This window comes from Streptomyces sp. NBC_01390 (genome assembly GCF_045040105.1).
Taxonomy (GTDB): Bacteria; Actinomycetota; Actinomycetes; order Streptomycetales; family Streptomycetaceae; genus Streptomyces.
The window spans coordinates 10,950,901-10,972,211 of sequence record NZ_CP109551.1 but is presented as its reverse complement, the minus strand read 5'-3'; the positions used below and the strand labels follow the sequence as shown (position 1 = coordinate 10,972,211).

Here is a 21,311-nt window from a genome sequence, read left to right as displayed (position 1 = left end):
CTCACCACCGCCCGGGTTCGGTTCCGGTGACCGCCTCCGACCGCCTGCCGTCCACGCCCGCCGGGATGTCGCCGGTCAGCATCACGCGGTGCATGACCCGGGGGTGGCCGAGGTGGGCGTTGTCGCTGGGCGCGAGGTGAATGGTGGCCCGGTTGTCCCAGAAGGCGACGCTGCCGGGCTCCCAGCGGAATCGGACCGTGTACTCGGGCCTGGTCGCCTGTTCGAGCAGCATCTCCAGGAGGAGCCGGCTCTCCGCGCGCGAGACGTCCACGATCTGCTCAAGGTAGTAGCCGTTGACGAACAGCACCCGCTCCCCCGTCTCCGGGTGGACCCGCACGAGCGGATGCACCGAGGCGGTCTGGTGGTCGAGGAGATGCCGGAGATACGCGTCGTCACCGGGCCGCGCCTGGTAGCCGACGCCCAGCCGGTGCTCGGCCCGCAGACCGTCCACGAACTCCCGTACGGGCGCGGAGAGTCCAGCGTACGCGGCGGCCAGGTTGGACCAGGTGGTGTCGCCGCCGTACGGCGGGACGGTCTCGGCGCGCAGGATCGTCGCGGCGGGTGGGTCGATCCGGGCGCCGTGGTCGCAGTGCCAGCCGCGCAGAGTTGAGTGGCGGCGCCGCTCCAGCCACTCGGCGTGCTCCATGCCGTAACGTCCGCCCAGCTCCAGCCGGTCGGCGGTCGTCTCGATCTCGGGGAAGCCGGACGGCGAGGCGCCGCCGCGCCGCCCGAGGACGACCGGTTCGCCGAACCGGCGCGCGAAGGCGATGTGCCCGGCGTGGTCCAGCCGCTGGCCGCGGAAGAACACCACCTTCCAGCGCAGGACGGCCGCCCTGATGCCGGCGACCACGGTGTCGTCGAGGGGCTCGGTCAGATCGACTCCCGAGATCTCGGCGCCGATGTGCCCCGCGACGGGCCGCACCTCCACCCCGGCGACGTCCGCCGGCCTCCTCAACTCCTCGGCACCCGGCTGCACTTCACCGTTCATGGCCCGGTCCGTTGTCATGCACACTCCGCTCGTGGGTCCGTCGTGTCGGTCTCGTCCGTCGCGCCGGTCGATCTCGCTGGCGAGCGTGCCAGGATTCGGCGGGCGCGGCGACCGGGCGTCGGGCTCCGCCGGTCGTGCGGAGTCGGTACGGGGCTTCAGTGCGGCGGGCGTGACTGCGAGACTGCGGCAATGACCACTGCCGAGTCCGGTGACCCCCAGCCCAGTGCCTTCGTCCGGCGGCTGCCGGTCGGGGAGCGGTTGCCGATGCCGGAGAACCCGGTCACCGGGTGGGAGACCTTTCCCTTCGAACTGGCCGAAGGGGAGTTGCGGGTCAAGCCGTTGCTGCCTCCGGTGCTGCCCGAGCCGGAGCGCGACGGCGAGGCCGGGGCCGGGCACTGCGCGGTCTGCCGCAAGCCCGTGACGGAGGCTCTCTGGGCGGACGGGCACTGGCGGGTGGACGCGGTCGGCGGGGCCAGGCTGCCCGCCGTGGTGCTGCTGCAGCCGCGCGGTCACTACGACCTCGGCGATCTGCCCGCAGCCAGGTCGGCGGAGCTGGGCCCGATGCTGCAGCGCGCCGAGCGGGCCGTCCTGGCTGTGGACGGCGTCGCACGGGTGCACGTCAACCGGTGGGGCGACGGTGGGGCTCATCTGCACTTCTGGCTGCTGGCCCGACCGGCGGGGCTGACGCAGTTGCGCGGCACGTTCCTCCCCCTGTGGGAGGAACTGCTGCCCCCGGTACCGGAGTCGGAACGGCTGCGGGCCCATCGCCGGATCGCGGCCGAGCTGGCGGACGGGGGCGGGACGGCGTATGCGGGGTAGGGCGGGTTACGCACCCACCCCCGCCATCCGCCACCCTTCTGTCCGGTCGTGCTGGGAGACGGCGTCGGCCGTGGCCAGGACCAGCGGGACCAGGCGCGACGGCTGGAGCATGTGCAGCGGGCCCACGAGACCCACCGCCGCCACCACCGTGCCGCGCGCGTCTCGCACCGGGGCCGCGATCCCGCCCCGGCCCTCGCGCAGGGTGCCGCAGGCCAGCGCGTATCCCTCGCGTCTGATCCTGGTCAGCTGATTCCGCAGGGCGGCGCCGTCGGTGGGCGTGGCCCCGGTGTAGGCGCGAAGGGGGCCGGCGCAGATCTCGTCCTGCACCACGGCGCCCTCGTTCGCCAGCAGCACCAGACCCACCGCGGTGGCGTGCAGAGGGAGCCGATAGCCGAGGTCGCCCCCACGCGCGCTGAGGACTGGGTCGTTGGAGACGAAGGACAGACAGACGGTCTCCGTTCCGTCGCGCAGCGCGAGGACCGCCGCGCCGCCGTACTGCCCCTGGAGTTCGACGAGGTGCGGCTGCGCCGCCTCGGCCAGGTCCCCGTACCGGGGCGCCAGCGTGGCGGTCTCCCACAGTCTCAGGCCGATGCTGTAGCCACCTGCCTCTCCTCGTTCCAGTGCGCCCCAGCCATGGAGCTTGTTGACGATGCGATGAACCGTGGCGACCGGAAGACCGGCGCGCCGGCTGATGTCGCTCAGCGTCAGGGTGCGGTTGTCACGGTCGAAAACGCCGAGAATGCTGAGCGTGCGGTCGACAACCGAGCGCTCGGGGGCGCCGGGGTGGGTGGTCATCCCGTTTCTACTTCCCTTCACCTGCACATCATGTGGGGGCGGTTACTCGTGTACTCGTGCATGCGCCAGAAGTGATCCGGCTACGGGCGGCCACGCCTATCATTGATTTTTAAAGTAGCTTGAGAAAGGTCGATTCCGGAACGCTCATGGTCGATTTCGCTTCGTTACCGATCCCGGTGGTCCCCTACACCCCCACGTGCAGACCCGGGATCGGCCTGGCCATGGCCCCGCTCAGTGAGGTGCGCAAGAAGCTCCGTACGAACTTCGCCAGCGCTCCCCACCGGCTCGCCTTCCACCAGCTCCTGCTGGTCGAAGCGGGGGCCGGCGACTTCACCATCGACTCCACGCGGTACGCGTGCCGCACGGGCTCCCTGCTGTGGATCCGGCCGAACCAGGTGATCCACTTCGCGTCACCGGTGCAGATGGAAGCTCAGCTCGTCATGTTCACCGAGACCTTTCCCCTGCGGCTGCGTGCCCAGATGGGGATGCTCGACGACGTCCTGCGCCCCAGTCACTGGCAGCTCAGCGAGGACGAACTGGCCGGCTTCGGGCGCGTGCTGGCGTTGATGCGGGAGGAGTTCGAGCGGCCCGACCAGGGACTCGGCGAGGACATCCTCAAGCATCTGCTGGCGGTCGCCCTGATGCACATCGACCAGATGTGCCGCAGCCAGCGCACGGATCCGCAGCACGCCGAGAGCCCCTCCGGCGAGAACAGCGAGCTTTTTCTGCGCTTCCGGCGCGAACTGGAGGCCTCCTACCGCACGACCCGGCTGGTCGAGGACTACGCCGCCGCACTCAACTGCACGCCCCGCACCCTGTCCCGGGCCTGTCGTATCGTCGCCGGCACCTCCACCAAGGACCTGATCGACGCACGCGTCACCCTGGAAGCGAAACGTCTGCTGGTCCACACGGATCTGCCTGTCGGAACCATCGCCCGCCAACTCGGGTTCACCGAAGTCACGAACTTCGGCAAGTTCTTCGCCCGTAGAGTGAATATGACGCCCGGCACATTTCGGCGCACCGCCGATTCCCGGAATAAACGTCGGCGCCCGGCCGTCGGCCAGGACTTCACTCGGCAGTAACATTCAGCCTCGCGGTTCTACGCCCGTAAACAGGGATTTCTTTCCACTCTCCGGAAGCGTGGTTGTCCAGGATTCGGCGAACTGGCGAGACTGTGGGCCTGCATGCTTCGGGCGGCCACTCCCGAACACAGCTCCGGGTCAGCTGTCCGGCGCGTCCTCGTGCCGGCGGGCCGACTCGTTCTCCTGGGCCATGCGCCGCAGCGCCAGCAGCGCGGGCTCCAGGAGGACGGTGAGCAGCAGCGCGCGTTCGACGACCTCCAACGGGTCCTCGATTCCGTCCAGTTGGTCGAGGTCGAGGACCGCGGTCTGCTCGGCCAGCCGGGCGTACGGCAGGAGCACCCGCGCGTCGAGCGGTGAGCCGAGGGTGCGCAGAGAGGCGAGGGTGTCAGCCAGCGTGCCGCGAGCGGGCGCGGCCTGGTGCACGTTCCAGCCCAACTCCTGGATCAGCGCGTCGACTTCGGCCGGTTCCGGAGAGTCCGCCTCCGTCTCGTCGGCGAGCCGGATCGCCCCGAGCCCGAGCCCCAGCAGGCGGTGGGTGTCGGCGGTGTGTTCGTCGAGCGCGCCCAGCACCTCCCGGGTGGTGCTGACGGACAGTCCCCGTACGCCGATCAGCGCACGGATCAGCCGGAGCCTGCGGAGGTGGTTCTCGTCGTACTCGGCCTGCGTCGCCGACAGTTGGCGGCCGACCGGGAGGAGCCCTTCACGGAGGTAGTACTTGATCGTCGTGACAGAGACACCACTGCGGCGGCTCAGCTCGGACATACGCATCGGTCGGGCTCCGCTCTGGTCATTGGATACCTCTACTGTCTAACATGGATAGTGGAGGTATCCAAGTAGGCCTCCGCTCCGCCCTGCCTCTCGGAAGAAGGCCGCAGCCATGCCCACCCTGCCCTGGACAACCGTCAACGAGCCCGCTCCGGACGCGACTGCGTTCGTCATGGCGTCCCGTCTGGAAGTCCGCTCCCTGAAAGACGTTCCCCGCTTCTTCCTGCGGTCGCTCGCCGCCTGGAAGCAGGTCAGGAGCGCCCCCGGCGCCTACGGCGCCACACTGATCGCCGAGCCGCTCAAGCGCACCTTCTGGACCCTGTCGGCCTGGGAGGACAGGCAGGCCCTCTACACCTACGCGCGGACCGAGCCCCACAAGTCGGTCATGACCGGTCTGCGCTCCACGGTGAGCCGCTCGGTCTTCACCTTCTGGGAGACACCGGCCGCGGGCCTGCCCCTCGACTGGTCGGACGCACGCGACCGACTGGCCGCCCAGGAGCGCACGGACGCGGACGGCAATCCGCCGACCGCCTGAACCCCGTCCGCGCCCTCCGACCGCACCCGGCGTCTTCGCCGCATGGGAGACCCGGGTCCCGCAGCCGATGCTGCGACGGACGGGCGGCCATCGGCAGGCCATCGGCAGGGACCGTTGAGACGCTGCTCGCGTTCGTAGCCGTCTCGCGGACAATCACGCCCTCGCAGGGCCACACTGAGGTGTCATGGCGCGCTCACGCTCTCACCCTCGGGGGATCCAGCATGCGCAACCTGCTTCGCACCGCCACGGCCGGTGCCGTCACAGTCACCGCGGTCCTCGCCTGCGGTACGGCCCATGCCACGCCGCCCGGACCAGGAGTGTCGGGCCGGATTCTCGCCCAGACCACCATCGGCGACACCGACTACACGCTGCGGGAGGTCACCATCCCCGCCGGCCAGGCCACCGGCTGGCACTACCACGACGGCCCGCTCTACGGCCTCGTCAAGGAGGGCACCCTCAGCCACTTCGACTCCACCTGCGAGTCCGACGGTGTGTATCCGAAGGGCAGCGCCATCAGCGAACCGGCGGGCCCCGGGAACATCCACATAGGCCGGAACCTCGGCAGCACGCCCGTCGTACTCGACGTCCTGTACGTCCTGCCGCACGGCTCACCCTTCTCGGAGGACGCGCCGAACCCCGGCTGCGACTTCGAGTGACCGATCACCGAACCGACCCTTCACCGAACCGACTCACCCGCCCGGACCATCCGGCCGGCTTCGGACCGGCTCCCCTGTCGGCCCCGACGGTCTAGTCCGTCGGCAGCGGCTGCTCGGCCCAGATCGTCTTGCCGGTGCCCGTCTGGCGGCTGCCCCAGCGCTGGGTGAGCTGGGCGACGAGCAGCAGTCCACGGCCGCCCTCGTCGAAGGCGTGCGCCCGGCGCAGGTGCGGTGAGGTGGAGCTGCCGTCGGAGACCTCGACGATGAGGGCGCGGTCGCGGATCAGTCTCAGCTGGATGGGCGGCTCGCCGTACCGGATGGCATTGGTGACCAGTTCGCTGACGACCAGCTCGGTGACGAAGGCCTCCTCCTCCAGCCCCCAGCCGGCCAGCCGCTCCATGGCCGCCTGACGGGCGACGGACACCTGCGCGGGGTCCGGCGGCACGTCCCAGACGGCCACCCGGTCGGCGCCCAGCGCGTGCGTACGGGCGAGCAGCAGTGCCACGTCGTCGCCCGGCTGCTCGGGCAGCACGGCCTTGAGCACCGCGTCGCACACGGCGTCGAGCGAGGCGCCGGGCAGGTTCAGGGCTCGGCACAGCTCCGCCGTCGCGTGGTCGACGTCCCGGTCGCGGTCCTCGATCAGCCCGTCGGTGTAGAGGGCCAGGAGCGAGCCCTCGGGCAGTTTCAGTTCGGTCGCCTCGAAGGGCAGGCCGCCGACACCGAGCGGCGGCCCCGCCGTCACCTCGATCAGCTCGGCGACGCCGCCGGGCGGCACGACGGCCGGCGGCGGGTGTCCGGCGGAGGCGAGGCTCAGCCGGCGCGAGACCGGGTCGTAGACGGCGTAGAGGCAGGTGGCGCCCAGTTCGGCGACGTCGGCACCGTCCTCCTCGTCGGCCAGATGCGTGACCAGGTCGTCGAGGTGGGTGAGAAGCTCGTCCGGCGGCAGATCGACGTCCGCGAGGGTCCGTACGGCCGTACGGAGCCGTCCCATGGTCGCGGAGGACTGGATGCCGTGGCCGACGACGTCGCCGACGCAGAGGGCGACCCGGCTGCCGGACAGCGGGATGACGTCGAACCAGTCGCCGCCGATGCCGGCCACCGACCCGCAGGGCAGATAGCGGTGGGCGACCTCGACTGCCGCCTGGCCCGGCAGTCCTCGGGGCAGCAGGCTGTGCTGGAGAGCCAGCGCTGTCGTGCGCTCACGCTCGAAGCGGCGGGCGTTGTCGACGCAGACGGCCGCACGGCTGGCCAGTTCCTCGGCGAGAACGACGTCGTCCTCCGTGTAGGGGTCGGGGCGGCCGATGCGCAGGAAGACGGCGACGCCCAGGGTGGTGCCCCGGGCCCGCAGCGGCACGGTGACCATGGAGTGGACGCCCTTGCGGTACGGGCGGCCGACGGGCTCGCGGGCGTTGCGCTCCGCCACCCACTCGTCGAACGCCGGTTCACCGACCCGCCCGAGTACCGCCCGGCCCTCCGCCATCGCCCGCACCGGCGGGGTGAACGGCGGGTAGATGTCCTTCGCGCCCAGCGGAATGACCGCCTCGGGCGTGCCCTCGGTGACAGAGCCGTGGGCGACCCGGTGCAGGACGACCTCGTCGGCCCGCACCGCGGCGGGTTCGTCCGCGCCGAGCACCCAGTCGAGCAGGTCGACGCTGACGAAGTCGGCGAACCGGGGCACGACCAGTTCGACGAGTTCCTCGGCGGTACGGACGACGTCGAGGGTGGTGCCGATGGCGGCGGCCGCCTCGTTGAGCAGGGCGAGCCGCCGTCGGGCCCAGTGCTGGTCGCTGCTGTCGAAGGCGGCGATGCCCACCGAGGTGACGGCGCCCAGGTCGTCGCGCACCGGCCACATCTCGATGCTCCACGCGTATTCCCGGCCGCTGTCCGCGTCCTTGCCGAAGGATTCGTAGCGCACGGGGAGGCCGGTGCGGGCGACCTCGCGCAGGTTGAGCAGGAAGCCCCGGCTGGTCCGGTCGTCGGGCACGATCTCGCCGTAGAGCCGTCCGACGAGGGCCTGTTCCTCGACGCCCATCAGGTCGCAGGCGGAGTCGTTGAGCCAGGTGTAGCGCTGGTCGGTGTCGAAGGCGGACATCGACACGGAGGCCTGCCGGATGGCCCGCTCCAGCGGGGCGGGCCCCTGCGCGGCCGGCGACGGAGCGGGCGCCGCCGGTTCGGGGAGGGCGGTGACGACATATCCGCGCGTGTCGCCGTTCTCGTCCTGCACGGGGCACGCGCTGACGGCGAGTTCGACCGGGTGGCCGTCCCGGTGGCGGAGTGTGAGCACGCCCGCCAGCTCGGTCATCGCCGTCGACGCAGGGTCCTGTGCGAGGAGTACGGCGGCCGGACGTCCGACGACGGCCTCGGCCGTGTGCCCCGTCAACCGCCGGGCACCCTCGCTCCATCCCGTCACCATGCCTCGGGCATCGATGATCACCGCGGCGGCGACTTGTTTCATACGCCCCAGGATGGTCCCTGGGCCCCGGGGCATCAACCCCGACGGCCCACCTCGGCACGGCGATCCCGCCGAGCCGCCCCTCCGTGGGGCGGCCGGGCGCGGGTGCGGCGGTCGTCAGCCCTGGTGGGCGCGGAGCGCGGCGAGGGCACGGTCCGCGTGGGTGTTCATCCGCAGCTCGCTCGACACGACCTCCAGGACCGTCCGGTCCTCGGCGATGACGAAGGTGGCCCGTTTGGTGGGCATCATCGAGAAGCCGCGCTTCACCCCGAAGAGCTCACGGACCGTCCCGTCGGCGTCCGACAGCAGCGGCATGCCGAGCGTGTGGCTCTGTGCGAACTCCTGCTGACGGTCGACGGAGTCCCCGCTGATCCCGACCGGCCGCGCGCCGACAGCGGCGAACTCGGCGGCCAGGTCCCGGAAGTGACAGGCCTCGGCCGTGCAGCCGGGTGACAGGGCCGCGGGATAGAAGAAGAGGACGATCGGCCCCTCGGTGAGCAGTTCGGACAGTCGACGCGGCGCTCCGCTCTCGTCCGGCAGCTCGAAGTCCTCGATCTTGTCGCCGACGTTCACCTTGCTCATGACCGGCCTTCTCCATTCTTCGCGACACTGCGTGCCCACAGGACGAGCGGCACCTGAAGCGGCAGCCGCCCGATGGCTCCGGCCCGCAGGGCGGCGGGCCTGCCACGCCAGTCGAGGGCCATCTTCACGTTGGCCGGGAACACCCCGACGAAGAACCCCGCCGTGGCCAGGGCGGCGACCCGCCGGGTACGCGGCAGCGCGACCCCGGCCGCGAGCGCGAGTTCGGCGGCGCCACTGGCGTACGTCCAGGTCCTGGGCGTACCCGGCAGCGCGCGCGGCACGATCGCGTCGAACGTGCGGGGCACGACGAAGTGGGCGACGCCGCCGGCGGCCAACAGACCGGCGAGCAGCAGGGGCGAGCGTTGGGACCGGGGCACGCTTCCTCCTCGGATGGTGTGCCGGGCGATCCTACTGGACGGTAAATCCAGCTCCAGAGCCAGGTGTTCGATAGCCAGGTGTTCGACTACCGCCGATGATCCGCCATGGGCCCTCCATGATTCGCAAGCAGGAGACCTCCCGCTCGGTTCGCGTCGCCCGGCGCGGGGAACCGGGTGCGCTCCCGCACGGTGGACAGCCGACCGGGCACCCCGGTTCTCCCGCGGCCGGAACCGGTTGGCACACGGTCGACCTGGCGTTCGACGGGGAGTGGCCGATCGCACCGCGGGTGCGGTGCGACACGGCACGAGGTGCTGCGTCAGGCGTCGGGGAGGGGCTCGACGAGACCCACCACGCCGTCGTCATCGAGGGAGTAGGCCAGGAAATCGTCGACCATCCGGTGGAACAGACCGGCGAGCTGCTGAAGCTCCTCGGCGGACCAGTCGCCGAGGGCCAGTTGCATACCCCGCCGGCTCGCCTCCCGGACCCGCTCGACGGCCACCTCGCCCCTCGCGGTCAGCTCGATGCGCTGGGCGCGGCGGTCGTCCGGGTCGGGTACGCGGGTGACGTAGCCGGACTTCTGGAGCTGCTGCACCTGGCGGGTGACGTGGGACGCCTCGACCGCGAGCCGGTTGGCGAGTTCGCCGGGGCGCATCGGTTCGGAGTCGGCGATCTGCCGAAGAAGCGCGGTGGCGGCCCGGTCCAGCGGGACACCGGCGATCGCCATCAGACGTTCGTGCTGCCGGGCACGGCTGAGCAGATAGGAGATGCGGGTGAGAGCGCGCTCGATCTCAGCCACATCCTTCGGGGCGGGAGCGGTCTTGGGCGGCGGTGTGGACATACCCTCAAGTTACCATCTCGTTGCGTAACTCAAGTAAATTCCGCCGCCGGTACCTACGACACTCACGAGCGGCCTGCCATGCCCTTGCGGCACAGCCGGGAGACGAGCTGCTCGACGGCGTTGCCGCCCCGGTACCCACAGCCGGTACTCCGCCGGAGTCAGGTCGAGAGCACGCCGCCCCGGCGCGCCTCGCAACCGCCGGCCCGGGAAAGACCGTTCACAGAGGATCCAGGGCGAGGTGGGCCACGGTGCCCTCAAGGCCGTCGTCCGTCTCGATGGCGGCGAGCAGGTCGTCGACCATCCGGTCCACGAAGCCCGTCAGGCGCCGGAGATCCTGGGACGACCAGCCCTTCAGCGACATCCGCATGGTGCGGCACTTGACCCCACGGATACGGGCGACCGCCTCCGCGCCCGCCACGGTGAGCCGGACGAGCTGTGCACGCCCGTCGTCGGGGTCGGGGATCCGGGTGACATAGCCGGCCTCCTGAAGGCGCTGCACCTGCCGGGTGATGTGCGAGGCCTCCACGGCCAGCAGATTCGCCAGCTCCCCCGGGCGCAGGGGTTCGGAGTCGGCCACCTGCCGCAGGAGCACCACCGCGGCCCGGTCCAGAGGGACGCCGGCCAGTTCTCGAAGCCGCCCGTGCTGTCTGGCGTGGTAGGCCAGGTGAGCGATCCGGTTGAGGTTCCGGTCGATCTCGGCCACGTCCCGCTCCGCCGGAGAGAGGGCTTCCGACGACAGCGATGCGGGCCCGCCCACCCTGTCCACATCCTGCTCGCGCGACTCGAGCAAAGCCACCCACACCCCTTCCGGGCTCGACCTCGATCCCACATTAGCTTGCTTGACTCAAGTAATTCAATGTGCTTGCCTTACTCAAGCAAAACAGGGTTCGTCGCCGTCGGAAACACCCCGGCGCCCATGGACCCTCGCTCGACGAACGCAGGAGCTCTCATGACCCGCACCACCTGACCACCCTCCCCGGTGACCGACCAGGTCACCGAAGCCCGCGCCGCGAAGAGCCGCGGGCACCCGGACCGGGGCCGCCTTTGAGCGGAGGAGGCCCCGCCGCGCCGAAACCCGTGGGGACGGGGACCGGCGCGCTCCCCGGGCTCGGCGCCGGACAACTCCCCCCGTCCGGCGCCGAGCCCGGGGACACATCCACCCCGTTCCGACGGCGACTCCTCGTGACCACTGGGCACCCCCTGGCCCACTCCCCCGGCGCACGAGGCCGACAGCGCCGTCGGCTCCGTGTCGCTCACCGCCCACCGTCGTCCCCCGGGCCACGCGCCCCCGAAGCGAGCGATACCGGCCCGGCCGGTATCAGGAGACGGAAGGCAGGACACCGCGATGAGGAACTCCGCGCGAGCCGGACTGGCCGGGGCGGTCGCCTTCGGCGCGCTGGTCACCGTGATCACCGTAGGACGCGGCGGCGACGACGATCCGGCCCCGCCGCAGGGCCCGTACGTGGCGCTGGGCGACTCCTACACCTCGGGCCCGGGGATTCCCACCCAGGCCACCGCCCCCGCGGGCTGTGACCGTTCCGACCGGAACTATCCCTCTCTCGTAGCGCGACAACTGGCCCTGGGCACGGCCGACTTCCGGGACATGAGCTGCAGCGGCGCGAAGATCGCCGACCTCTCCTCGGCCCAGTCCACCCAGGACGGCATCAACCCGGCCCAGCTGTCCGCGCTCACCGTGAGGACCGCGCTGGTCACCATCGGCGTGGGCGGCAACGACATCGGTTTCGCCGCCACAGTCCGGGAGTGCGTCAAGAAGGGCCTCGTCCGCCGGCTGACCGGCAGCGGAAGGTTCACCGGGGACGACGCGCCCTGTCGCAGGGAGTACTCCTCCGACGGCACCGACGAGGTGGCGCGGCGGATCGACGCGGCGGGGGCGCGGCTGACCGGCGCACTCGCCGAGGTGAAGCGCCGGGCACCGCGGGCCGAGGTGTACGTCGTCGGCTACCCGACGATCCTGCCGTCCGAGGGGAACCGCTGCGACGACGACATGACACTCGCCCCCGGCGATGTGCGGTTCCTGGACGCCAAGGAGCAGCAGCTCAACGCCACCCTGCGAAAGCGGGCCGCGACCGCCGGTGCGGTGTACGTCGACACCTACGGGCCGTCGGTCGGCCGTGATGCCTGTGCGGCCGGGGGCACCCGCTGGGTCGAGCCCCTGCTGCCGGTGGCGGACGCGGCCCCTCTTCACCCCAACGAGCGAGGTGAGCGCGGCATGGCCGACGCCGTGCTGCGCGCTCTGAAGGCCACGGGATGAGCACCCATGTCTCATGAGCATGTCTCCTGAGGCGGACAAGCCCCCAGCGGCCCGAGCGGCATCCCCGGAACCCACCCCTCCCGCCAGCAACACCCTTACACAGAAGGCGAGTTACCCATGTCCACCACGATGAGGTCCGCGCACACCGCGAAGGACAAGGTCGAGGTCGTCGACGTCGAACGCCCCGTGCCCGGCCCCAAGGACGCCCTCATGCGCGTCCGCGCCTGCGGAATCTGCGGCACCGACACCTTCTTCCTCCACCTCGGCGGCATGCCCGGCGCCGACGGCACCACCCGGTCCATCCCCCTGGGCCACGAGCCCGCCGGCGAGATCATCGAACTGGGCGCCGAGGTGAAGTACCTGAAGGTGGGCGACCGCGTCGTCGTCAACCCCCAGGGCGTGTCCTCGGGCATCATCGGCTGCGGCGGCGCGCACGGCGCCATGAGCCAGTACCTGCTCCTCGACGACTGCGAGGTCGGCCGGACGGTCGCCGTCTTCCCCGACACCGTCCCCTTCGACGTGGCCTCTCTCAACGAACCGATGGCTGTCGCCCGGCACTGCGTCAACCGTTCCGCGGCGACCCCCGACGACACCGTCGTCGTCTTCGGCGCCGGACCCATCGGCCTGGGCGCCACCATCTGGCTCAAGCTCCGCGGCGTCAAGCACGTCGTCGTCGCCGACGTCATCCCCGAACGCCTCGAAACCGCGCTGGCCGTCGGCGCCGACGCCGTCATCGACTCCCGCACCGAGAACGTCACCGAGCGGCTCACCGAACTCCACGGCCAGGCCGCCAACGCCCTCGGGCAGCCCCGCCCCGCCACCGACATCTACATCGATGCCGCCGGCGTCCCCGCCGTCTTCAACACCACCGTCGAATCCGCCAAGTGGGGCGCCAAGCTCGTCATGGTCGCCGTCCAGAAGAAGTCCGACCAGATCGACCTCGGCGGCATGCTCCGCAGCGAGCTCACTCTTATCGCCTCCCAGGGCTACCCGACCGAGATCTTCGAGGTCACTCCCGAACTCGTCGAGCACCACGAGACCTTCGCCAAGCTCATCAGCCACCGCATCCCCTTCACCGACGTCGGCACCGCCTTCGACCTCGCTCTCACCCCCGGAGCCGCCGAGAAGATCGTCGTCACCTTCGACGAAGAGGACACCGAGTAGCACGAACAGCCGGTCGGTCCGGCGGGCAGCGGGAGGGGTCCGGGGAGTCGTGACTCCCCGGACCCCCCCTGGCCCCCACCTGCGGTGAGGGCCGGTGGCGGGGCTAGTGCGGCCTGCACGCGCGGTGCGAACTGCCTGGGCGAAGCCACTGGTTCGGAGAAGGAGGGGGTCGGGAGGGTCTATCGTGTCGGCATGTCCGTCCCTGAACTGATTCGTATCGTCTCCCGCGACTCGCCCATGGCACTGGCCCAGGTGGAGCGGGTACGCGCCGAGCTCGCCGTCGTCCACCCGCACGTCCGCACCGAGGTCGTCCCCGTGAAGACGACCGGCGACAAGTGGATGGGCGATCTGTCCCTGGTCGAGGGCAAGGGGGCGTTCACCAAGGAGGTCGACGCCGCGCTGCTGGCCGGTGAGGCCGATCTCGCGGTGCACTGTGTGAAGGACGTACCCGCCGACCGGCCGCTCCCGGCCGGCACGATGTTCGCCGCGTTCCTCCGGCGGGACGACATCCGTGACGCCCTGATCCACCCGGGCGGCCGCACCCTCGACGAGTTGGCGGACGGCACCCGGATCGGTACGTCCTCGGTGCGCCGGATCGCCCAGCTGGCCGCATCCCACCCGCACCTGGAGTGCGTGCCGTTCCGCGGCAACGCCAACCGGCGGCTGGAGAAGCTCGCGGCCGGGGAGGCGGACGCGCTGCTTCTCGCCGTGTCCGGTCTGGAGCGCATCGGCCGGATGGACGTCGTCAGCGAGATCCTCTCCCCCGAGACGATGATGCCGCCGATCGGCGCGGGCATCCTCGCCCTCCAGTGCCGCGAGGGCGACACCGAGGTGATCGACGCCGTCAGCGACCTCGGCGACCCGGACACGCATCGGGAGGCGACGGCCGAGCGCATGTTCCTGCACGTTCTCCAGGGGCACTGCAACAGCCCGATCGCCGGGTACGCGAAGGTGGCCCGCAACGGTGAACTCTCGCTGCGCGCCTGCGTGTTCACTCCGGACGGCAAGGTCCAGCTCAACGCCCACGAATGGGCGGGCCGCCTCGACCCGGCCACGCTCGGCACGTCCGTGGCGGTGGCGCTGCTGCGGCAGGGCGCGCGCGAGCTGATCGACGACATCGCCCACTGAGGGCACGGGGGCACGGAGAACAACGACGGGGGAACGAGAGACGGGGCACGGGAGCGCGGGCCGTCCGGCGGCGGTGAAGGTGGCACGCCGGTTCGGCCGGTGGCTCAGGTGGGTTCCGTCTGGCCCTTCTGGTCCCGCTGCTCCCTCAGCTCCCGCTGCTCCTTGAGGAAGTCGCTCGCCTGGTGGGCCACCCCCTCGCGGGCCGGGCCGTGGTGCGCGCCGGTGCCGGTGAAGTCCTCGGGGAGCCCGATCCCGCCCGCCCAGAGGTGCCGGGGGGTCCACTCCTCCTCGACCCGCAGCTGGATCTGTACGTCCACCTGCGCCAGCGAGGCTTCCGGACCGGCCGCGTAGAGAACGGCCGTGGCGCGACGCAGCGGATGTACGTCGAAGCCCTCGATGAACTGCGAGTTCCGCCAGTCGATGAAGGCGCCCTCGCCGTCGGGGCCGAGCCGGACGTCGATCTGTCCGTCCTCCAGATGGACGCCGAAGTGCCGGTCGCCGCGGTTCTCGACCGTCACCCGGAGGCTGAAATAGGTCAGTCCCTCGGCTGCGTCGTCCCGCCCGCGCGGCGGTTCGGCCGCCACCAGACGGTGGACGCGGACACGCAGGCCGGCATGCTCGTCGTACTCGTGCCAGTCCCCGACCACGTTCGGCTCGCGCACAGTCCACCTCTCGACTCGGATGGCTGCTTCCTATCCTTGTGTCCGGCGCACAGTCAAATGAGCAGAATGCGCTGTGGCCAGCGAATTCGCCCCCTTGATCACTGATCAAGCGGTGTGCAGCGGAAATTCGCCGAAGGACCTTCCCACACCAGGTGGGCGCGTGCCGCACATCACGTTCCCGTGCATGGTCGTGACCGGCGTTCAGCGGGCCAGCCGGCCGACGCGCTCGGCCCGCTCGCGACGCGGGACGCCGAAGACCCGAGGCGAACAGGACGAGGTTCTCGCGTCCGGTGAGCCAGGAGTCCGGTGAGCCCGGAGGCGGCGGACAGCTGCTGCGGTACGTATCCGAGTTTATGTCGATTTGTTTCCATAGCGTCCGGAGCGGGAATCAGTCACCTAGTGCTTCGGACTGGAGGCACGCCCGTGGGAGCCGGTTCGCCGGACTCCGGCCGACCTCCGTCCGGTCCGTGAGCGCACCCTCCCCCGGTGTCTGTCCATCCAGCACCAACCGAGGAAGGTGCGCGCGATGCGTATCGCCACCAGAACGAGGCAACATCCGCACGACGACGCCCCCGACACCGCCGCCGACTTCGAGCGGCTTGCCCGACTCCCCGAAGGACCGGAACGTCAGACGCTCCGGGACGACCTCGTGCGGGCCTGGCTGCCCATGTCGGAACGGATCGCCGTCCGGTTCCGGGGCCGCGGTGAGTCTCTGGAGGACCTCTACCAGGTCGCCGCCGTCGGGCTCGTCAAGGCCGTCGACCACTACGACCCCGAGCGCGGCGCCGCCTTCGAGGCCTACGCCGTACCGACGGTCACCGGTGAGATCAAGCGCCACTTCCGCGACCATCTGTGGGCGCTGCATGTGCCGCGCCGGGTGCAGGAACTGCGCAACCGGGTGCGCACCGCCTCCAGGGAACTCGCCGCCACCATCCCGGGACGGCCCCCGACCGACGCCGAGATCGCCGCGTACGCGCAACTGAGCGAGAGCGAGGTGCGTGCCGGCATGGAGGCCCTGGAGTGCTTCTCCGTACTGTCGCTGGAGGCCGAGATGCCGCGCACCGACGGATACGCGCTCACGGACACCGTCGGCAGAACCGACCCCGGCTTCGACAGAATCGTCGACCGGACAGCCGTCGGTCCCTGTCTGCGGGCTCTGCCCGAGCGCGAGCGCACCATCCTCTACCTGCGGTTCTTCGGCGGGATGACACAGAGCCGGATCGCGTCGCAACTCGGCATCTCGCAGATGCACGTCTCCCGGCTGCTCAGCACCTGCTGTGCGCGCATCCGTGAGGAGCTCGACGAGGAGTCCGCCGCCGAGCCTTCCGTCGAACACGCCGGGAGGAGCCGGACGCGGTACGGGGACATGCTCGCCGACGCCTGCTGAGGGCGGGCCGGACCCGTACACACCACAGTCGCCCGGGCGATTGCTTCAATGCCGGGCGACTGGGGGACGGGCTCACTGCCGAACCCTCCCGGGAACGGTTCACCAGCGCACCCACCCCTCCCGGTTGCACCGGAGAGACGGAGTTGAAACACCCTCCCGTCGCGGGACTTCGCGCGTCGCCGGCGAACCGCGTCGGCGAACCACCCAGGTGCCGACAGGCCCGATCGGGGTACTCGACAGGCACCGGGACGGGGTTCGGTCGGAGACTGGTGTCGGACCGGTGCCCGCCGGTCGACGAAGTCAGGACACGAGTGCCATGAACCACCCGACACATCCCCGCGGCGCGACGGACGTCGTCTCGACGCATTCCGTGTTCGGCGCACCCTGCTGGGTGAGTCTGACCAGCCGCGACCTGCGGGCCACCGAGTCGTTCTACAGCGCCGTACTGGGCTGGCGATGGCGGCCGGCCCGGCTGGGCGACCGCTTCCGGGTCGCCCTGGTGGACGGCACACCGGTCGCGGGGATCGCCGCGGTGGCCTCCGTATGGCAGATGGTGGTCGCCTGGACCCCGTACTTCGCCGTGCCGAGCGCTGACGACGCGGTGGCCCGGGTCCGCGAGCGCGGAGGCACGGCGGCGGTCGGGCCGCTCTCCCTCCCGCCCGGCCGGGCGGCCCTGCTGGCCGACCGTGACGGCGCGATCTTCGGGGTCTGGGAGGGAGAGCTGCTGGCCGGCTGGGAGGCCTGGCGGCGGTCGGCGCCGACGTTCGTACGGCTGCACACCCGTGACGCGTTCGACGCGGCCATCTTCTACGGCGAGGTCCTCGAGTGGGCTTCGGACCGGCCCGGATGCTGCCAGGTCCTCTACGAGGGCAACGAGGTCGTGCTGCGCAGCCGGGGCGATGTCGTGGCCCGCATCGTGTCGGGTGCGCTGGAGGCCGCGCCCGATCCCACGATCCGGCCGCACTGGCAGGTCCACTTCGCGGTCGAGGACGTGACGGCCTGCGTCAAGGCCGCGCAGGACAACGGCGGCAGCGTCCTGCGGCACGTCTCCGGTTCCGTGCCCTACGAGGCGGTGCTGCGCGATCCGGACGGGGCTCAGTTCACGGTGACCGCACGCATCCCGCGCTGAGCCCGGCGGCTACCGGACCGACGAGTGCAGACGCCGGTCGCCGCCTTCCCGAATCCCGGTGTGCACCGGGCCGATCCAGAGCAGCAGGCCGTGGCACCGCTCCCAGCGGGCGACCCGCCACCCGCGGGCCAGCCACGCCGCCGCGAAGAGCAGCGGCCAGAGCGCCAGTGTTCGCCACCACAGCAGTCCACCGCCCAGCGCGGACGCCACCATGACGACGAAGAGATACACGTTCACGCAAGTGCGGTACTCCTTGCCCGGCGCCGGCAGCACCGCGCCGGGCTCCTCCAGCGCGACCGCCCTGTCGAAGTCCCGCCCTTCCCCGAACCACTTAAGCCGGGAGACGGTGAGCACCCCGAACCCCGCGGCGCACGCCAGGGCGAGCAGACCGAGGGCGATCGCCGGACCGACACCTCGCGGCGCCTCCGGAGCACCCTCCACCCCGACCACCACCCCAGCGCTCACCGCTGTCGCGCAGACCGCGAGGATCCCGCACGTCACTTCGTAGTGGACATACCGGACCACGGCGTTCCCCCTGTGCCCCACCCCGCCCCCGTAGCAGGGTGCCAACTTCACTATGCCCAGGGAGAGTCGGCCGTACCGCTGCTACGCGTTCACGAGAACGCCCGGTGCCCGGCATCCCTCTCGCAGGGTCGGCGCGGGCGGGGCCGGGATCAGCGGCACGCCTTCGCAGGAGCGGGCCCGGCGCGAGAACCAGATGACCTTGGCGCTCGTGTCGGTGTCGCAGCAGCCCCAGCCGTCGCTCGCCGCGGCGATCCAGGCCAGGCAGTTGCCGAGTTCCTGGTCGAGCCGCAGGTCACGGTCGTGTTCGGCGATGGCGGTGATGAGGTGCTGGCCGCTCCACCACATCTCGATCACCGCACGCTTGTCGGTGGCGTGCCCGTCGATGGCGCGCAACAGAGCTTCGATGCCGTCACAGACGGACCCGACCAGGTGTTCCAGGTCCCAGAGCCGGAGGTGGGCGGCCAGGATGCGGCCCACCTGCCCGATCCGTTCCGGACAGACCTCCACGTCGAGGTGGTAGTAGCGGGACTCTGCGGTCTTCATCTTCGTTGGCTCCTCACGGCGGCGGCCCACGTTCCGCACGCTCTGCGGGGCACGGCCCCGAGCGCGAAGCGTGAGCACTGTTCGCTTCTGAGTCACCTCCCAGAGTGAGAGCGCTAGTCCATTCGTGCAACACGAGCACCACGCACAGTGGTTGAAGATCCAACAAGACGCTGGGTCGTCGCGCATGCACCATGAGTGAAGGTCTCGCCGCAGAAGCAGAGTCACGAGGAAGGGGACCAGCGCCATGCTGTTGCCCGCCAAAGCCGAGGTCGCCCGACAGCTGAACAGGTACCGGGAGTGGGAGCGCGTCATGCTCGCCGCCCCGTCCGACCGTGAGGCGCGGGACAGTTTCGAGGACTCGGGCTACACCCTGTGCGTGCTGATGGGGAAGCGATGCGCGCGCGAGGCCGTACACGCCGCCGAGCGCTATCTCCGTACCAGCCTGGTCGCCTACCTCCGGGAGCAGGCGGGACGGGCCCACGCGGACCGCTTCACCGGGCGCACTCCCCCGGCCGTGCAGCGCTCCACGGCCGGCGGATAGCACCACCCACGGCCCCTGCCAACCCCGACCGACCCCGACACCGACACGCCCCCGCCCCCGACCAAGCCAGAGGTGAGACCCATGAGCCCGACCCCGGCCATCGGCCGCATCCCGGTGCGGGAAGTGCGCCCGGCCGTCGAAGGCGGCAGACGCCCGGCCAAGGCCGTCTCGGGAGAGACCTTCCAGGTCACCGCGACGGTCTTCCGTGAGGGCCATGACGCGGTCGGCGCGAACGTGGTGCTGTGCGACGCGGAGGGCCGGCCGGGCCCCTGGACGCCGATGCGTGAGCTGGCCCCGGGCACGGACCGCTGGGGCGCGGACGTCACCCCGGACACGGTGGGCCGGTGGACCTACCGGGTCGAGGCCTGGGGCGACCCGGTCAGCACCTGGCGGCACCACGCGGGCATCAAGATCCCGGCCGGGATCGATGTCGGGCTGGTGCTGGAGGAGGGCGCGCTGTTGTACGAGCGGGCCGCCGCGGGTGTGCCGGAGCGGGCGGCGCGGGCTGTCGTACTGGCCGCGGCACAGGCTCTGGGCGACGACTCGCTCCCGGTCACGGATCGTCTCGCACCGGCGCTGACTCCGGCGGTGGCCAAGGTGCTGCGCCGGTTTCCGCTACGAGACCTGGTCACGTCGAGTGAGCCGTTGGCGCTGACGGTGGAGCGGGAGCGGGCCCTGTACGGGGCGTGGTACGAGTTCTTCCCGCGGTCCGAGGGCACGCCGGAGCAGCCGCACGGTACGTTCCGGACGGCGGCGCGGCGGTTGCCGGCGATCGCCGCGATGGGTTTCGACGTGCTGTATCTGCCGCCGATCCATCCGATCGGGCGGACCTTCCGCAAGGGGCCGAACAACACGCTGTCGGCGTCGGCGCAGGATGTGGGGGTGCCGTGGGCGATCGGTTCGGAGGCGGGCGGTCATGACGCCGTGCATCCGGATCTGGGGACGCTGGAGGACTTCGACTTCTTCGTGGCCGAGGCGGCCCGGCACGGTCTGGAGGTGGCGCTGGACTTCGCGCTGCAGTGTTCGCCGGATCATCCCTGGGTGCAGAAGTATCCGCAGTGGTTCCATCACCGCCCGGACGGGACGATCGCGTACGCGGAGAACCCGCCGAAGAAGTACCAGGACATCTATCCGATCGCCTTCGACGCGGATCTGCCGGGTCTGGTCGCGGAGACGGTGCGGGTGCTGCGGCACTGGATGGGTCACGGGGTGCGGATCTTCCGGGTCGACAATCCGCACACCAAACCGGTCGTCTTCTGGGAACAGGTGATCGCGGAGATCAACGGCACCGACCCGGACGTGATCTTCCTGGCGGAGGCGTTCACCCGGCCGGCGATGATGCACGCCCTGGCCCAGGTCGGCTTCCAGCAGTCGTACACCTACTTCACCTGGCGTACCGGCAAGGGCGAACTCACCGAGTACCTGACCGAGTTGTCCGGTGAGGCAGCCGCGTACATGCGCCCGAATTTCTTCGTCAACACGCCGGACATCCTGCACGAGTACCTTCAGCAGGGCGGACGCCCAGCCTTCGAGGCGCGAGCCGTGCTGGCCGCGACACTCTCCCCGACCTGGGGCGTGTACAGCGGCTACGAACTGTGCGAGAACACCCCGCTGCGCGAAAGCAGCGAAGAATACCTGGACTCCGAGAAATACCAACTCCGCTCCAGGGACTGGGAATCGGCCGAACGGAACGGGCATTCGATCGCCCCGCTCATCGCCGCCCTCAACCGGATCAGACGCGAACACCCCGCCCTGCGCCGGCTCAGGAACCTGCACTTCCACCGGACCGACAACGACGCGGTGATCGCGTACAGCAAGCGCACCGGTGAGGACACGGTTGTGGTGGTCGTGAACCTCGACCCCCACCACACCCAGGAGGCGACGGTCTCGTTGGACATGCCGCAACTCGGCCTGGACAAGCGGGAAGACGAGGAGTGTTCCCTCGTGGTGCGTGACGAACTGAGCGGTGAGACCTACCGCTGGGGCCGCACCAACTACGTACGTCTGGAACCGGGCAGGACGCCCGCGCACGTGTTCCACCTGCTGCGGTACTCGACTGGAGGCCAGTAA

General features: G+C 70.8%; 22 protein-coding genes. 11 read left to right on the top strand and 11 right to left on the bottom strand.

The window, feature by feature from the left end; all coding sequences use genetic code 11:
* Position 1: 1 nt before the first annotated feature.
* A complete protein-coding gene (locus OG241_RS48910; RefSeq protein WP_405825529.1) occupies positions 2–1,006 on the bottom strand; it encodes a TauD/TfdA dioxygenase family protein in 1,005 nt (334 codons plus the stop codon).
* A 171-nt stretch (positions 1,007–1,177) separates the two neighbouring features.
* Here OG241_RS48910 and OG241_RS48905 point away from each other — a divergent pair, with 171 nt between their 5' ends.
* On the top strand, positions 1,178–1,807 hold the full coding sequence (locus OG241_RS48905) for a hypothetical protein (RefSeq protein ID WP_405825527.1): 630 nt from the start codon (positions 1,178–1,180) through the stop codon (positions 1,805–1,807).
* A gap of 6 nt (positions 1,808–1,813) precedes the next feature.
* Here OG241_RS48905 and OG241_RS48900 read toward each other — a convergent pair whose 3' ends face one another.
* A complete protein-coding gene (locus tag OG241_RS48900; RefSeq protein WP_405825525.1) occupies positions 1,814–2,602 on the bottom strand; it encodes an IclR family transcriptional regulator in 789 nt (262 codons plus the stop codon).
* Positions 2,603–2,823: 221 nt separating this feature from the next.
* On the opposite strand from OG241_RS48900, the gene OG241_RS48895 reads away from it, so the two are divergent.
* Entirely contained in the window at positions 2,824–3,684 is an 861-nt protein-coding gene (locus OG241_RS48895) for a helix-turn-helix domain-containing protein (protein ID WP_405825523.1), read from the top strand.
* Between the two features lie 138 nt (positions 3,685–3,822).
* Here the strand turns inward: OG241_RS48895 and OG241_RS48890 are convergent, their stop codons facing one another.
* A complete protein-coding gene (locus OG241_RS48890) occupies positions 3,823–4,452 on the bottom strand; it encodes a MerR family transcriptional regulator (protein WP_405825521.1) in 630 nt (209 codons plus the stop codon).
* A gap of 109 nt (positions 4,453–4,561) precedes the next feature.
* Here OG241_RS48890 and OG241_RS48885 point away from each other — a divergent pair, with 109 nt between their 5' ends.
* Together OG241_RS48885 and OG241_RS48880 are read left to right on the top strand one after the other, a co-directional pair.
* Positions 4,562–4,984 carry a DUF3291 domain-containing protein gene (locus OG241_RS48885; RefSeq protein ID WP_405825519.1) on the top strand — a complete coding sequence of 141 codons (423 nt, stop codon included), beginning with the start codon at positions 4,562–4,564 and terminating at the stop codon, positions 4,982–4,984.
* A gap of 221 nt (positions 4,985–5,205) precedes the next feature.
* The gene (locus OG241_RS48880) at positions 5,206–5,640 is read left to right on the top strand and encodes a cupin domain-containing protein (protein WP_405825517.1); all 435 of its coding nucleotides are present in this window, start codon (positions 5,206–5,208) and stop codon (positions 5,638–5,640) included.
* A gap of 91 nt (positions 5,641–5,731) precedes the next feature.
* On the opposite strand, the gene OG241_RS48875 is transcribed toward OG241_RS48880, so the two are convergent.
* The 5 genes from OG241_RS48875 to OG241_RS48855 all read right to left on the bottom strand — a co-directional run bounded on the left by OG241_RS48875 (position 5,732) and on the right by OG241_RS48855 (position 10,593).
* Complete coding sequence (locus tag OG241_RS48875; RefSeq protein ID WP_405825515.1) at positions 5,732–8,095, bottom strand: SpoIIE family protein phosphatase; 2,364 nt, start codon at positions 8,093–8,095, stop codon at positions 5,732–5,734.
* 114 nt (positions 8,096–8,209) lie between these two features.
* Positions 8,210–8,674: a peroxiredoxin gene (locus tag OG241_RS48870; protein ID WP_405825513.1), complete on the bottom strand. Its 465-nt coding sequence runs from the start codon at positions 8,672–8,674 to the stop codon at positions 8,210–8,212.
* Positions 8,671–9,051, bottom strand: a complete 381-nt coding sequence (locus OG241_RS48865) for a hypothetical protein (RefSeq protein ID WP_405825511.1) — start codon at positions 9,049–9,051, stop codon at positions 8,671–8,673. Before OG241_RS48865 ends, OG241_RS48870 begins: the two co-directional genes overlap by 4 nt.
* Before the next feature lie 317 nt (positions 9,052–9,368).
* Positions 9,369–9,890: a MarR family winged helix-turn-helix transcriptional regulator gene (locus OG241_RS48860; protein ID WP_405825509.1), complete on the bottom strand. Its 522-nt coding sequence runs from the start codon at positions 9,888–9,890 to the stop codon at positions 9,369–9,371.
* Positions 9,891–10,107: 217 nt separating this feature from the next.
* Complete coding sequence (locus OG241_RS48855; RefSeq protein ID WP_405826853.1) at positions 10,108–10,593, bottom strand: MarR family winged helix-turn-helix transcriptional regulator; 486 nt, start codon at positions 10,591–10,593, stop codon at positions 10,108–10,110.
* Positions 10,594–11,235: 642 nt separating this feature from the next.
* Between OG241_RS48855 and OG241_RS48850 the strand changes: the two genes are divergently transcribed.
* The 3 genes from OG241_RS48850 (at position 11,236) to hemC (ending at position 14,454) form a co-directional block, all read left to right on the top strand.
* On the top strand, positions 11,236–12,162 hold the full coding sequence (locus OG241_RS48850) for an SGNH/GDSL hydrolase family protein (protein ID WP_405825507.1): 927 nt from the start codon (positions 11,236–11,238) through the stop codon (positions 12,160–12,162).
* A gap of 117 nt (positions 12,163–12,279) precedes the next feature.
* Positions 12,280–13,326 carry a zinc-binding dehydrogenase gene (locus OG241_RS48845; RefSeq protein WP_405825505.1) on the top strand — a complete coding sequence of 349 codons (1,047 nt, stop codon included), beginning with the start codon at positions 12,280–12,282 and terminating at the stop codon, positions 13,324–13,326.
* A 192-nt stretch (positions 13,327–13,518) separates the two neighbouring features.
* Positions 13,519–14,454 carry a hydroxymethylbilane synthase gene (gene hemC, locus OG241_RS48840; protein ID WP_405825503.1) on the top strand — a complete coding sequence of 312 codons (936 nt, stop codon included), beginning with the start codon at positions 13,519–13,521 and terminating at the stop codon, positions 14,452–14,454.
* Positions 14,455–14,558: 104 nt separating this feature from the next.
* On the opposite strand, the gene OG241_RS48835 is transcribed toward hemC, so the two are convergent.
* On the bottom strand, positions 14,559–15,116 hold the full coding sequence (locus tag OG241_RS48835; protein ID WP_405825501.1) for a hypothetical protein: 558 nt from the start codon (positions 15,114–15,116) through the stop codon (positions 14,559–14,561).
* A gap of 526 nt (positions 15,117–15,642) precedes the next feature.
* Between OG241_RS48835 and OG241_RS48830 the strand changes: the two genes are divergently transcribed.
* Complete coding sequence (locus tag OG241_RS48830; RefSeq protein WP_405825499.1) at positions 15,643–16,503, top strand: SigB/SigF/SigG family RNA polymerase sigma factor; 861 nt, start codon at positions 15,643–15,645, stop codon at positions 16,501–16,503.
* A 316-nt stretch (positions 16,504–16,819) separates the two neighbouring features.
* Positions 16,820–17,632 (top strand): VOC family protein, encoded by an 813-nt coding sequence (locus OG241_RS48825; protein ID WP_405825497.1) that lies wholly within the window; start codon positions 16,820–16,822, stop codon positions 17,630–17,632.
* Positions 17,633–17,641: 9 nt separating this feature from the next.
* On the opposite strand, the gene OG241_RS48820 is transcribed toward OG241_RS48825, so the two are convergent.
* Positions 17,642–18,157 carry a hypothetical protein gene (locus tag OG241_RS48820; protein WP_405825496.1) on the bottom strand — a complete coding sequence of 172 codons (516 nt, stop codon included), beginning with the start codon at positions 18,155–18,157 and terminating at the stop codon, positions 17,642–17,644.
* 81 nt (positions 18,158–18,238) lie between these two features.
* Entirely contained in the window at positions 18,239–18,700 is a 462-nt protein-coding gene (locus OG241_RS48815) for a pep a2 (RefSeq protein WP_405825494.1), read from the bottom strand.
* Between the two features lie 244 nt (positions 18,701–18,944).
* Between OG241_RS48815 and OG241_RS48810 the strand changes: the two genes are divergently transcribed.
* Both OG241_RS48810 and OG241_RS48805 read left to right on the top strand, forming a co-directional pair.
* Positions 18,945–19,241 (top strand): DUF5133 domain-containing protein, encoded by a 297-nt coding sequence (locus OG241_RS48810; protein ID WP_405825492.1) that lies wholly within the window; start codon positions 18,945–18,947, stop codon positions 19,239–19,241.
* 81 nt (positions 19,242–19,322) lie between these two features.
* Positions 19,323–21,311, top strand: coding sequence for a maltotransferase domain-containing protein (locus tag OG241_RS48805; protein ID WP_405825491.1), 1,989 nt, complete (start codon positions 19,323–19,325; stop codon positions 21,309–21,311).